The following is a 13670-nucleotide window of genomic DNA, read 5'->3' as shown; positions in this document are numbered from 1 at the left end:
AAAGAATGATTTCTTTTATTCATCCCTTAAATATTTTTTCCCTATTTCTCTTCCTTTAATATTAAGAATCCAAAGTACATCTTGGAAATCTAGCCTAAATAAAGATTTAACTCTCCATATTTTTTTAATTCCTATAGATGTTTTTGTGAAGTATATTAAAAAAAATAACTTTTCCTTTATTGTATTTAAAACCTCTTTAAACTCCTTTTGAGAAAATATTTTAGTTTCACTATTTAAAAATATTAATTCCTTAATCCATTCATTAAACTTACCAAATTCATTTATTGTAATATATTGGTTTAGTAACAATATTTTCTTTAATAATTCATCACTAAAAATTTCAGTATTATAGTTCAACTTTTTAAACAAAAACAATTTTATATTAATATCTTCTTCTACTTGAATTGATTTATACTTATTTGATACCTGTGTTTCATGAACTCTATAATAATAAAGAACCTCTTGTATATTATACAGTTTAATTGACCATGCTACTCTTGACCAAAAATCATAATCTTCTACATGCAGTTTATTTTCATCAAATTTAAATTTTATTATAGCTTCTCTATCTAACATAACTGAGCCCATACTCATAGGGCAACTTAACAACATTTGAGCAACTATTTCATCATGAAATTCTTTATGTTTAATAATTTTAGTATTTGTTCCAAAACATTGTAACCAACAACCACATGCTTTAATAGCTGGGTTATCTTGAAGAACTTTTAACTGTTTTTCAAATCGGTTTGGTGCATTCTTATCATCACCATCCATCCTTGCAATAAACTTTCCTTTTGCTTCCTTAAAACCAATATTTAAACTATCTATCAAACCTTTATTTGCTAGCTTTTCTATTATTCTTATTCTATCGTCTTTAATTGATTTAATAATAGGCAATGTATTATCTGTAGAACAATCATCAATAACAATAATTTCAAAATCTTGAATGGTTTGATTTAATATAGTGTCTATTGTTTCTCTAACATACTTTTCAACATTATAAACTGGTAAAACAACGGAAATCAAACAATTTTTATTCATATTCTACCGATGATTAATAATAGGAAGCTTTTAAATTTAAGTATAAATTTATGTGATGGATTCGAAAAAAAAGCTTTTCCTAAAAAATAAAACTTTGCTTGATGTTTTTTTGAAAATTTTAGTTTCTCAAATCGACTTAAATAATAATTAGAACGATATTTACTCATATACTTCTTAGAGAAATTATCTATTTCTAATTTTAACTTTTTTCTACGCTTATAAGCTTTGTTAATAGCATAAAAGTGCCAGTAATTTGCTTTATATAAATTATCATTACAAGAAATACTATTTTCATGAATTCTATATAAGTACAATATCATATCTGTAAATATATGTTCTCCCTGTTCCTCCAATTTATAATATAAATCTTGGTCTATGGCTCTTTTCATTAAAGGATCTATTCCATTAGTTTTTTTATAAGCTTCATTTTTAAACGTTGCAAAGGCAGTTAAGGCACCTTTCCCAAAAGTAAGATATGATTTCCCACTAGGAATCTTACTGCCAACAACACCTTCTTTTAAAAAATTAAGTTGTAAATCAACAATCTCATACCTAGAAGTAATTATTGAGGCGTTCTTAAATTTATTATGAGCTAAAACCATCACCTCCAAAGCATTCGGTTTCAAAGCGTCATCTGGATCAAGAAAGCCTAACAGCTCTCCATTTGCAAGTTCTGCGCAACGTCTTTTAGTAAAACCACAGCCCTTGTTTTTTTTGTTTTGATAAAATTTAAAGCGCTTATCATCATTAATCAACTCTTTAATGACGTCAATAGAATTGTCCGTAGAAGCATCATCAACTATTATCACTTCCCAGTTATTAAGAGTTTGCTGTATGATACTGTTATAACAATCCTTAAAAAAATGGCCATTATTATAATTCGCAACTAAAATTGAGAATAACACACCTTATCTCTTAAAATGAACAACAAAATTTATATTCTTCGGTTACAATTATCTTCACCTGTTTTTGACCAATATAAGTTTGATGAAAAACATTAATTTTTCTAGATTTAAAGACAGACAACAATTCATAAAATGTATCTCTTTCTCCTTGTCTACCAAAATCATCTAATAAGATAATGAATTGGTGGTGCGTGTCTATTTTTTTTGCAATAGAGACAATATCATATCTTGAAAACCGAGGACTTCCGAAAGGGCCATCAACTAAATAAAAATCGTAATTATTTTCAATCTTGTGTTCTAAATCCCTATATATATTAACACTATTACCCTGAATATTTACCTCTATAATTTCACATATTTCGATTTTAGATTTATTTGACAGCAAAAAACTAGATTCAAATGTTTTTACCCAAGTACAATCTTGCTCAATTATTAAATGAGTTGATTCTTTCAAATAATAATTTAAATATGTAGAGATAAACTTTGAAGATTCACCCAATCCCATTTCTAAAATTCTCTTTGGCCTACAATCTTTGAGCACTCTATTTAAAATATAAAAAAAAGAATAGTTCCCTGCCCATCTGCCAATATTAATAGGCAAACTCTCTATATATTTTAACCCTCTAATACTATCATGATAAACATGAGCCCATTCTAGCTCTTTAAGTAAGGAAGTTTGTTTTTTATTATTTTCCCTATATTCCTTTACAAGTCTTTTTAACTTTTTAATCAACATGAGTATTCACTTTAAAATTTAACAAAGCTTTACTTTGAATACTCGAAACAAATGCGCCTTTACCATAATAATCCCCTTCCTCGACCTCAAAAGAAAAAGCATTTTGAATCCAATCTGATTCTATTTTTTTTACAGTTAAATATGTAGTTACATAATAAACACCATAATTAAGCTGCAAATTATCCATTATAAAATCTATTTTTTGCAAACTTCCATTATTTGTTTTTGAAAATAGTCTTGTGCTTAACCAACTTATTCTTTGTCCCATGTTATCATCAATTCTAATATCAAAATCTATATCATCACAGGAGACACCATGATTATTTTCTAACTCAAATCTTAAAGTAAAAGGTTTACCTGTTTGAGGTTTACAATCCTCATTAAAGCCAAAAACATTCACTGTTTTTAATTTTACTAAGCCATTCCCCTTCCTATCTTTAAAATCAATAATTGAAAAATCATTTTTTGATCCCTGCAAATAGTAATCAATAGCTGCTTCGACTCCTCCATTAAATGTTGTTTCTCCATTCTCAAGCACTATTGCTCTCGTACACAAACTCTTAACTGCCGCCATATTATGACTCACAAACAACACCGTTCTACCTTCACCTTTAGAGATATCCTGCATTTTGCCAATGGCTTTTTTTTGGAACTCGGCATCACCAACAGCCAACACCTCGTCAACCACCAAAATATCTGGCTCTAAATGCGCAGCTACCGCAAATGCCAAACGCACTGTCATTCCAGAAGAGTAGCGTTTTACTGGTGTATCTATATAGCGCTCACATCCTGAAAAGTCTATGATTTCATCTATTTTAGAGCGAATTTCAGCTTTGGTCATTCCTAAAATAGCACCATTTAAGTAAATATTTTCACGTCCTGTCATTTCAGGGTGAAAGCCTGTACCCACTTCTAACAAGGAAGCGATGCGTCCTTTAGTTTTTATTTCTCCAGTTGTCGGACTCGTGACTCTGGATAGTATTTTTAACAGTGTAGATTTGCCAGCGCCATTTTTACCAATAATTCCAAGAACTTCGCCATGTTTGACTTCAAAGTTAATATCCTTTAAAGCCCATACATAGTCACTCTCACCTTTTATACTTCTGTCGTTTACCTCACCTACTTTTAAAAATGGATCGTCTTTACCACGTACTTTATGCCACCACCTATTTAAATCATGGCTAATCGTACCTGTACCAACCAAACCCAGTCGGTATTGTTTGCTTATATTTTCAGCTTTTAATATAATATCTTTCATCATCAAACAGTATCAATAAAACTTTTCTCTGTTTTGTTAAACACTATGAGCCCAAATAAAAATATTAAGATACTAAAAACAAGCGCATATATAAACTTATCGACATAAAAAGCATCAACACCTAGCGTCATGTTCCTAAATGTTTCAATAACGATTGCTATGGGATTACACTCTACTAACCATGAATATTCTGGTAGCTTTTCTTCAAAATAAGATAATGGGTACATCACTGCTGAACCATACATTAATAATTGTACACCAAACTGCACTAAAAATGTTAAGTCTCTATATTTAGTGGTCATAGAGGATATTATCATCCCAAATCCTAAGCCTAATAATGCCATCATTACTATTATTAATGGCAATAATATCAGATTTGAATTTGGAGTTACTGTTGCATTATTAGCAAATACGTAAAATATATAAAATCCAATAAAGACAACTAACTGTATTCCAAATTTCAACAAGTTAGACACCACTATAGACATAGGCATAATCACTCTAGGAAAATATACTTTCCCAAAAATATTTTGATTTTTTGTAAATGTATTAGAAGTTCCCGTGAGACATTCTTTAAAATAGTTCCATAAAGTAATACCTGCTAGGTTAAATAAAAAGGCTGGCACACCCTTTCCTGTTGGAATATTCGCTAAATTATTAAATATTAAAGTAAAAATTACTGAAGTAAATAACGGTTGTATAACATACCATAAAGGTCCTAATATGGTCTGCTTATAGAGTGTTACAACATCTCGTTTCACAAACAACAATAACAAATCGCGATACCTCCAAATTTCCTTGAAGTTAAGATCTATTAGTTTGTGTTTTGAAGATATTGTGTATAACCATGGGGCGTCTTTGGGTGTAGTCAAAAGGTTACAGTATTTTATTTATGCTAATATAGTAAAAACAGGCAGAACTATTTAGCACTTGAACCTATAAAAAACTAGCCTGTTAATTAACCTAAAGTTTATTTCGTACTTGCTCCCCTCTTTGGAAAAAGAGGGGAATGAATTTGCGACAGCAAAGAAAGGGGAGTTTGAAAAAAATAAAAATAATTGCGTAATTTTAATCTATGCCTAAAAAACGCATACATACAAAACCTGAGCTAAAAACCTTAAGAAAACAACTTAGGCAAAACCTAACTCCTGCCGAAGCCTTTTTGTGGAAACATTTAAAAGCTAGACAATTTGAAGGCAAGCGTTTTACCAAGCAGCACAGCATCAAAAACTACATAGTAGATTTCTACTGCGCTTCAGAACGACTTATCATAGAGCTGGATGGAGAGGTACATAACAATGCCATTGCAAAACAATATGACATAAAAAGAACAGAAGAATTGGAAGCATTGGGCTTTAAAGTTATAAGGTTTGAAAACAGAATGGTGTTTGAAAATTTGGCTTCTGTATTTAATGAAATAAAGAATCAGTTTAGAAGTTAATAAGTAAACCCTCCGTCCTGACTAAAGGGGTCAGGACACCTCCCTTGAATTCAAGGGAGGAACAAGTAAATTGGTTATCTATAAATAATATCATATACTTGCTCCACTCTTTGGAAAAAGAGGGGATGAATTTGCGCAGCAAAGAAAGGGAGTTTAAAAAAATACTTTATGTTCGTTTAGTAATGGTACTAACCGTTAAACCAATCCCAAGTAATCTTTAAGCCTTCTCTTACTGTAAATTCAGGTTTATAATTCATTAGCTTTTCTGCTTTAGAAATATCTGCCAACGAATCTCTAACATCGCCTTGTCTTGTTGATCCATACACAGCTTTAACGCTTTTAGATGCTGCATTATTAATATGTTCCCATAAATAATTCACACTTATTCGTTCACCACAAGCAATATTAAACACTTCATTGGCTACTTCTTTTGGTGCAAAAAATCCTTTTATATTGGCTTGAACTGCGTTTTCAACAAAGGTAAAATCTCTTGTTTGTTCGCCATCACCATTGATGGTTGCTGATTCATTGTTTTTAATGGCTTCCATAAATAATGGAATTACCGCAGCATAAGCACCTTTTGGACTTTGTTTTGGTCCAAAAATATTAAAATAACGTAAGCCAATAACATCTGTATTATAGGTTTTCCCAAAGACATCGGCATATAATTCATTAACGTATTTTGTGACTGCATAAGGTGATAATGGCTTCCCTATGTTTCCCTCAACTTTAGGCAATGTTAGGCTGTCTCCATAGGTTGAACTTGACGCTGCATACACCATGCGTTTTACAGTATCGCTATCTTTTAAGGCAACCATCATATTTAAAAATCCTGTAATATTTACATCGTTGGTGGTGTTTGGATCGTTTATAGATCGAGGCACAGAACCTAAGGCTGCTTGGTGTGATACATAATCGATATCTTTCATGGCATCCTTACAAGTTTGCAAATCTCGAATATCACCCTCAACCAATTCAAATGCTGGATTACTATAAAATTCTTCAAGATTTTCTCTAAATCCGTTAGAAAAATTGTCTAAAACCCTTACTAGTTTTGCATTATTTTTTAATAGGTATTCAACTATGTTTGAGCCTATAAAACCGCCTCCTCCTGTAATAAGAAATGAGTATTTACTTAAATCTTTACTATGATATTTATGTTCGTACATTATAATCTTGCGTCAACAATTTGTTTTGGTAATAATGATTTTACATCAAAAATGACTCCTATATCTGATTTTAACGAAGGAATATCTAACTCTAAAAACTCCTTATGTGAAACCGCTAAAATAACAGCATCATAGCTACCTTTTAATTCTGAAGTAGAAGTCATTAACTCTAAATTATATTCATGTTTTACTTCTTCTTTTGAAGCCCAAGGATCATATACATCTACATTTACATGATATGCTTCAAACTCACGAATAATATCAATGACTCTTGAGTTGCGAATGTCTGGACAATTCTCTTTAAATGTAATTCCTAACACTAATGTTTTTGCTCCTTTAATGGTTGCTCCTTTTTTAATCATCATTTTTACAGTTTCTTGGGCAACGTAGCTTCCCATGCTGTCGTTCATTTTTCGTCCTGCTAAAATAATTTCTGGGTTATATCCTGATTCAATAGCTTTTTGAGCTAAATAATAAGGATCGACACCAATACAGTGTCCACCTACCAAACCAGGTGTAAAGTTGATAAAATTCCATTTAGTACCTGCAGCTTCTAATACTGCTTTAGTATCAATATCTAACAATCTAAAAATTTTAGATAACTCATTAACAAAAGCTATATTAATATCTCTTTGAGAGTTTTCAATCACTTTAGCTGCTTCGGCCACTTTTATAGTTGGTGCCATATGTGTTCCTGCAGTAATTACCGTTTTATATAACTCGTCAATTTGTTTCGCTATTTCTGGCGTAGATCCAGACGTAACTTTTAATATTTTGGTAACAGTATGTTTTTTATCTCCTGGATTTATACGTTCTGGTGAATAGCCTGCAAAGAAATCTTGATTAAACTTTAATCCTGAATTAGTTTCAAGAATAGGCACACATATATCTTCAGTTACTCCTGGATATACTGTAGATTCATAAATAACAATATCGCCTTTATTTAATCCTTTTGCTACAGTTTCACTTGCTTTAACCAAAGGTGTTAGAATTGGTTTATGTAAATCGTCTGTTGGTGTAGGCACTGTGACTATATAAATATTAGACACTACCAAATCATCAGGGTTAGAGGTAATGTAAAGCCCCTTGTCTTCATTTATATCTTGAATTAACACAGATTTTAAATCATCGTCCTCAACTTCAAGTGTTTTATCGTTTCCTTGCCTTAACTCTGCTATGCGAGTGTCATTAATATCGAACCCAATAACATGATACTTTTTGGCAAACTCAACTGCCAAAGGTAGTCCGACATATCCCAACCCAATAATGGTTATTTTATCTTTAGAATTCATTAGTTAGCTAAAAAATTGATTGTAGTATATACTTCAAATCTAAGTAAAAACTCCAATTTTTCACGTACTTTTTATTGATTTCAACCTTATCTACCCAAATAATCGTTCTATTGTAATTTTCGGGGTCATCTTGTAAGGCTAATATGACTTCTTCATCTTTATACTTAATTGTTGCTGGACCAGTTACACCTGGTTTAACTTTTAAAATTATTCTATTTTCACCTACTAATTCATCAGCAAAACCTATAACATCAGGTCGTGGTCCCACAAAACTCATATCTCCAAATAACACATTGAATAATTGAGGGAGTTCGTCTAACTTATACTTCCTTAGAAACTTTCCAAAAGAAGCTGCATACGAATCCAGTTGCCCAAGTTTATGCTTACCTTTTTTAAGGGTTCTAATTTTAAATATTTTGAATATTTTCCCATGTTGTCCAACACGATTTTGCTTAAACAAACCTGATTGCTTTGTTTCTAATGCAGCGATTATTAAAAAAACTATTAACGGAATAATTATAATTGGAATTAGAATAAGTGCTAATAATACATCGAAACCTCTTTTTAACTTTATTTGGGACTTAGTAATCAAAAGAGTTTAAGTTTTACGTTTAAGAATAGAGGTTATCCTACTCAAAAGATTTTTATCTTTTTCGTTATCGTGATATCCATAGCCATAACCATAGCCATAGCCATAGCCCTGTCGCTTTTTATGTGTGTAATAGTTAAGAACGAAACTTATGTTTTTAACCTCTCCTTTTTTATACTTATCGTTTATTACAGCAAGCATATCTTTTTTAGTATAGTTTTGCCTTACAAGGTATATAGTAGCATCGGCATATTCAACAAGTTCTATGGCGTCTGTAACCAGTCCTAAAGGTGGGGTATCCAGTACAATAATATCGTATTTTTCTTTAAGTTTATCAATAAAAACATCCATCTTATCACTCATTAACAACTCAGATGGATTAGGTGGAATTGATCCTGATAAAATAATGTCTAAATTATCTACATGTGTTGATTGTACCACATCATCAATACTTTTAGAACCAATTAGATAATCTACAACGCCAACTTCATTTTTAAGATTAAAGTCTTTAGATATTTTAGGTTTACGCAAATCGAGACCTACTAAAACCGTTTTTTTATTGGTTAAAGCAAAAACCGTTGCTATGTTTATAGCACAAAATGTTTTTCCCTCTCCACTAATTGAGGATGTTACCATAACCGTTTTAGTGCCTTTAACTTTTTGTGTTTTATAAATAAATTTCAAGCTAGAACGAATCGCCCTAAATGCTTCTGAAATAGCTGATTTTGGACTATTATAGACCGCTAAGCTACCTTCGCTTCTATATTTACCAACTACCCCTAAAACTGGAACTTTAGACAAACGCTCAATGTCCTGAACATTATGAATACTGTTATCAAAAAACGCAATTATAATTATGATTATAAACGGAATTAGAATTCCTGTAAATAGTGCAATAAGGTAATTTAAGCGTTTATTAGGTCCCACTAAACCTCCGCCAATGTCTTTAGCTTCATCTATCACATTAATGTCTGATACATTGGCAGCCTTGACCACTTCGGCTTCGCTGCGCTTAGTTTGAAACACATTAAACACTTCTTCACTAAGATTAAATCTTCGTTGGATCTTTAAAAAGTCTTGCTGGTCTTTTGGCAACTTGCTTAAAGTTGATTCTAATGACCCCATCCTACTCTTAAGGGTATTTAACTGGTCACTAAAAATATTTTTGGTTTGACGCAATGTTTCTAACAACACATTTTTTTCTGCATCAATTTGTCTATCAATGTTTTTAAATTGCTCAGAAGTTTCACGAGTTGTATATTCTAACTTTTGACGAGCAATAGACAGGTCTATAATGCGTTGTACGCTACCAACTATATTGGCTTCTTCAATACCTACACTAGTTGGAGCAGCAATTTTTGTATAGTCAGTTTTAGTTTCTAAGTATGTTTGTAAAGAGTTTAAATACGTAATTTTGGAGTTTAAGTCATTCTCCATTACTTCGTATTCTTTTAGTTGCTCAGAAACACGATTGCTTTCTTCATCAATATTAAAAACCTTATTTTGACTTCTAAATTTATTTAGCTCATCTTCTACATTTTTTAAATCTTCTCCAACAATATCCATCCTATCATTAATAAATTGAATGGTATTGGTAGCATATAAGTTTTTACGCTCTAATTGCGATTTTTGTAAAATTTCAACCGTTGCATTTAAATAATCAACTATTTTAGATTTATTTGTACCTCGTAAACTAAGGCTTAAAACAGACGATCCTTTAGGCCTTGTTTCTACTTTTAAGCTGTTTTTATAGTTGTTAACAACACTATCAAAATTTAAAAAATTAATAAAGTATTCCTCATTAATAGATGCTTCACTATTATCTCTTAATACAATTTTTCCATTAAAAAAAGGTGTGCTAATTACTTCCCCTACCTTAAACATTTTAAAAAACGGTTCTTGTGGTAAGGCCAAACCTAGCTTTTCTTTTGTTGAATAAATTTGACCTGTACCATTTTCAGATTCAAAATTGACAGAAACCTCAAATGTGTCATTACTAATAAATTTTATAGATATGAGTTTCCCTAAAATTTGCGGTCGCGATTTATCTAATTCAAATTTAAAAGGCGCATTATTATAAACTTCATTCATCCAGTATTTTCCTTGCGTTAAATACTGCTTATAATATTGCAAAGAATCTACTACTTTTTCGTTATGATTTCTCGTTTTTAAACTCGTTATTACTGTTTGTACTTTATCGGTTACACCTCCATAGTTAAAGGAAATACTTGTGTTTGATGTAAAAAAGGGGTTTTGGTCATTTTCGACCGAGATTAATGAGTCTAAACTATAAATATTTTGCTTTCTGGCGTTTTGGTAGTAAGCAACACTAAAGCCAATGGCTAAAGCAACTATAAACAATGGCCAATAGTTTAAAACTTTAAATACAAAGCTTTTAATATCGAAATTAGAAGGTAATTCGTTAATATTAAAATCTTCATTCATATGCTTACTAATTTCGTGATATTAATAAAATAGTTGTAGTAACTAACGACAACACAGATACTATTGTTGTTAGCGATTGTACTCCTGTAGTTCCAGTTCCCCAAGACTTTTGTTTAATAGGTTTTACATAAATTATGTCGTTAGGTTGAATGTAATAGTATGGCGATTTCATTACATTAACATCGGTTAAATCTAAATGATGTATTTGTTGCCCTTGAGGGTATTGTCTTATTATCATCACATCTTTTTTATCACCTGTAGTTGGTATTTCCCCAACATTAGCAATAGCTTCATATATATTTACGCGCTCTTGAAATAAGGTAACCGTACCTGGATTCACAACTTCGCCATTTACAGTAAAACGCAAACCTGACAGCTTAACCGTTACAAAAATATTGGCAGTTTCTTTAAACTGTTCTTCTAATAATTTCTTTTCTATGATTTTTTCAATTTCCTCAGTAGTATATCCTAACACACTAATGTTTCCCAAAGTAGGAATTTTAATATTTCCATGTAAATCTACTGTAAAACCGTCAAAATACGCACGTTCAGCACTACCAGCATTTAAATTTGCATCACCTACTGGATTAAACATTTGCACTAGTTCTTGGTCAAGAGCTTTTACGCGAATATTTAATTGATCGTTTATTTGAATTCTATAAGGTTTTTGTACTTCTGAAATTAAATGTGATGAATCAGTAGTGTTACCTTTATCCTGAAAGTATAACGTATCTTTTCGAGAAACACACGAAGACGCTAATACACTTAAAACAAGTGCACAAATAGCATATATTTTCTTCATATTGAGGCGGTTTGTTTACACACAAATATAACTTTTAGATAGCAAAATAAAAACAGCTCATGCTTTTTTTGGTTTTTTATACGTTATTTGTATAAAAAAGCGACTTGAATTATCTTACAGTAGAGAACATATCAAAATCTTATGGTGAGCTCACCCTTTTCGAAAATGTATCTTTTAGCATCCATAAAGATCAAAAAATAGCTTTTGTAGCTAAAAATGGTTCTGGAAAAACCACTATTTTAAATATTTTATCAGGAAAAGATGAAGCAGATTCTGGAAAGATTACTTACAGAAAAGGACTTAAAGTATCTTTCCTAGCACAAGAACCTGAACTTAATGACAAACTTACGGTAGAAGAATCTATTTTCGACTCAGGCAATGATATTTTAAAAGTCATTAGCACTTATCATAAAGCCTTAAAAAATCCTGAAGATGAAGACATGTATCAAAAGGCTTTTGAGGCTATGGAACGTTTTAACGCTTGGGATTTTGAAACACAATATAAACAAATTCTATTCAAGTTAAAACTAGAGGATTTAGATCAAAAAGTAGCACAACTTTCTGGAGGGCAAAAAAAGCGTTTAGCGTTGGCAAATGCCTTAATAAATAAACCCGATTTGTTAATTCTAGATGAGCCAACCAACCATCTGGATCTAGAAATGATTGAATGGCTAGAAGCTTTTTTTGCTAAAGAAAACATTACCCTGTTTATGATTACTCACGATCGTTATTTTTTAGAACGTGTGTGTAATGAAATAATAGAACTAGACCAAGGCGAAATATTTAATTATAAAGGAGGTTATTCGTATTATTTAGAGAAAAAAGAAGCGCGTATAGAACGTGAAGCAGTTGAAACTAATAAATCTAAACAACTATACAAAAAGGAGTTAGATTGGATGCGCAGGCAACCAAAAGCTAGAACCACAAAATCTAAGTCCAGAATTGACGATTTTTTTGAAATCAAAGAGCGTGCCCACAAACGTCGAAAAGACCATGTTGTACAATTAGAGATAAATATGGAGCGCTTGGGAAGTAAAATTATCGAGCTTCACAAGGTATCAAAATCGTTTGGAAATAAAATATTGCTTGATAAATTTGATTATACCTTTCAAAAAGGTGAACGTATTGGTATTATTGGAAAAAACGGTACTGGAAAATCTACCTTTCTAAATCTTATTACAAATACATTAAAACCAGATTCTGGTAAAATTATTCTAGGAGAAACGGTTAAATTTGGCTATTACACTCAAAATGGTATTGCTGTTAAACCAAGTCAAAAAGTGATTGATGTGGTTAGAGAATATGGAGATTATATTCCTTTAAAAAAAGGACGACAAATAAGTGCGCAACAGTTATTGGAACGCTTTTTATTTGACAGAAAAAAACAATACGATTTTGTTGAAAAACTAAGTGGTGGAGAACGTAAACGCCTGTATTTATGCACGGTTTTAATACAAAACCCAAATTTTTTAATCCTCGATGAACCTACAAACGATTTAGATATTGTAACACTAAACGTACTAGAGAATTTCTTATTAGATTTTCCAGGTTGCCTAATAGTGGTCACTCACGATCGCTATTTTATGGATAAGATAGTAGATCATTTATTTGTATTTAGAGGTGATGGTATAATTGAAGATTTTCCTGGAAATTATAGCGATTTTAGAGCCTATGAAGACAGCATCCCAAAAGAATCCACCGAAAAAAAGACAGAAAAAAAACAATGGAAAAAAGATAGCAATAACCAACTTACATATAATGAGCAAAAGGAATTAAAAAATATTGAAAGTAAACTTAAAACTCTAGAATTCGATAAAAAAGAGCTAGAAGCAAAGTTTAATGACGAAACACTTTCAACTGAAAAAATCAATGAACTATCAGCTAAATTACAAACCATTATTAACACTATCGAGGAAAAGGAATTCCGATGGTTGGAATTACTCGAAAAACTAGAATCTTAGACCGTCATTCCGAACGTAGTGAAGGAATCTT

General features: G+C 31.3%; 12 protein-coding genes. 2 read left to right on the top strand and 10 right to left on the bottom strand.

The genetic code is table 11. The features are described 5' to 3' along the window. Nucleotides 1–15: 15 nt before the first annotated feature. The 5 genes from E5167_RS13745 to E5167_RS13725 are packed head-to-tail and all read right to left on the bottom strand — an operon-like array spanning nt 16 to nt 4812. Nucleotides 16–1041 (bottom strand): glycosyltransferase family 2 protein, encoded by a 1026-nt coding sequence (locus E5167_RS13745; RefSeq protein WP_136844739.1) that lies wholly within the window; start codon nt 1039–1041, stop codon nt 16–18. Next, nucleotides 1038–1946, bottom strand: a complete 909-nt coding sequence (locus tag E5167_RS13740; RefSeq protein WP_136844738.1) for a glycosyltransferase family 2 protein — start codon at nt 1944–1946, stop codon at nt 1038–1040. The genes E5167_RS13745 and E5167_RS13740 overlap by 4 nt, the downstream gene beginning before the upstream one ends. A 10-nt stretch (nt 1947–1956) precedes the next feature. Continuing rightward, nucleotides 1957–2682 carry a hypothetical protein gene (locus tag E5167_RS13735; RefSeq protein WP_136844737.1) on the bottom strand — a complete coding sequence of 242 codons (726 nt, stop codon included), beginning with the start codon at nt 2680–2682 and terminating at the stop codon, nt 1957–1959. After that, a complete protein-coding gene (locus E5167_RS13730; RefSeq protein WP_169301435.1) occupies nt 2672–3940 on the bottom strand; it encodes an ABC transporter ATP-binding protein in 1269 nt (422 codons plus the stop codon). The genes E5167_RS13735 and E5167_RS13730 overlap by 11 nt, the downstream gene beginning before the upstream one ends. 2 nt (nt 3941–3942) lie before the next feature. After that, nucleotides 3943–4812: an ABC transporter permease gene (locus tag E5167_RS13725; RefSeq protein WP_136844735.1), complete on the bottom strand. Its 870-nt coding sequence runs from the start codon at nt 4810–4812 to the stop codon at nt 3943–3945. Between the two features lie 203 nt (nt 4813–5015). On the opposite strand from E5167_RS13725, the gene E5167_RS13720 reads away from it, so the two are divergent. Then, a complete protein-coding gene (locus tag E5167_RS13720) occupies nt 5016–5381 on the top strand; it encodes an endonuclease domain-containing protein (protein WP_136844734.1) in 366 nt (121 codons plus the stop codon). A gap of 188 nt (nt 5382–5569) precedes the next feature. Here the strand turns inward: E5167_RS13720 and E5167_RS13715 are convergent, their stop codons facing one another. From E5167_RS13715 to E5167_RS13695, 5 genes are read right to left on the bottom strand one after another with little or no spacing between them, the layout of a single operon-like run. Further along, nucleotides 5570–6550 (bottom strand): SDR family oxidoreductase, encoded by a 981-nt coding sequence (locus E5167_RS13715; RefSeq protein ID WP_136844733.1) that lies wholly within the window; start codon nt 6548–6550, stop codon nt 5570–5572. Next, nucleotides 6550–7842, bottom strand: a complete 1293-nt coding sequence (locus tag E5167_RS13710; RefSeq protein ID WP_136844732.1) for a nucleotide sugar dehydrogenase — start codon at nt 7840–7842, stop codon at nt 6550–6552. The genes E5167_RS13715 and E5167_RS13710 overlap by 1 nt, the downstream gene beginning before the upstream one ends. A gap of 7 nt (nt 7843–7849) precedes the next feature. Further along, the gene (locus E5167_RS13705) at nt 7850–8434 is read right to left on the bottom strand and encodes a sugar transferase (protein WP_239022006.1); all 585 of its coding nucleotides are present in this window, start codon (nt 8432–8434) and stop codon (nt 7850–7852) included. Nucleotides 8435–8440: 6 nt separating this feature from the next. After that, nucleotides 8441–10876 carry an exopolysaccharide transport family protein gene (locus E5167_RS13700; protein ID WP_136844731.1) on the bottom strand — a complete coding sequence of 812 codons (2436 nt, stop codon included), beginning with the start codon at nt 10874–10876 and terminating at the stop codon, nt 8441–8443. 7 nt (nt 10877–10883) lie between these two features. Beyond that, complete coding sequence (locus E5167_RS13695) at nt 10884–11678, bottom strand: polysaccharide biosynthesis/export family protein (RefSeq protein ID WP_136844730.1); 795 nt, start codon at nt 11676–11678, stop codon at nt 10884–10886. 104 nt (nt 11679–11782) lie between these two features. On the opposite strand from E5167_RS13695, the gene E5167_RS13690 reads away from it, so the two are divergent. Then, entirely contained in the window at nt 11783–13639 is a 1857-nt protein-coding gene (locus tag E5167_RS13690) for an ABC-F family ATP-binding cassette domain-containing protein (protein WP_136844729.1), read from the top strand. The last annotated feature ends 31 nt before the right edge of the window (nt 13640–13670 follow it).

It is taken from the genome of Pontimicrobium aquaticum (genome assembly GCF_005047595.1).
GTDB lineage: Bacteria > Bacteroidota > Bacteroidia > Flavobacteriales > Flavobacteriaceae > Pontimicrobium > Pontimicrobium aquaticum.
This window is presented reverse-complemented; position numbering and strand designations above follow the sequence as displayed.

Coding starts and splice junctions, on each gene's coding strand:
- E5167_RS13745 (WP_136844739.1), bottom strand. CDS start 1,041: ATGAATAAAAATTGTTTGATTTCCGTTGTTTTACCAGTTTATAATGTT.
- E5167_RS13695 (WP_136844730.1), bottom strand. CDS start 11,678: ATGAAGAAAATATATGCTATTTGTGCACTTGTTTTAAGTGTATTAGCG.
- E5167_RS13730 (WP_169301435.1), bottom strand. CDS start 3,940: ATGAAAGATATTATATTAAAAGCTGAAAATATAAGCAAACAATACCGA.
- E5167_RS13720 (WP_136844734.1), top strand. CDS start 5,016: ATGCCTAAAAAACGCATACATACAAAACCTGAGCTAAAAACCTTAAGA.
- E5167_RS13710 (WP_136844732.1), bottom strand. CDS start 7,842: ATGAATTCTAAAGATAAAATAACCATTATTGGGTTGGGATATGTCGGA.
- E5167_RS13700 (WP_136844731.1), bottom strand. CDS start 10,876: ATGAATGAAGATTTTAATATTAACGAATTACCTTCTAATTTCGATATT.
- E5167_RS13715 (WP_136844733.1), bottom strand. CDS start 6,550: ATGTACGAACATAAATATCATAGTAAAGATTTAAGTAAATACTCATTT.
- E5167_RS13735 (WP_136844737.1), bottom strand. CDS start 2,682: ATGTTGATTAAAAAGTTAAAAAGACTTGTAAAGGAATATAGGGAAAAT.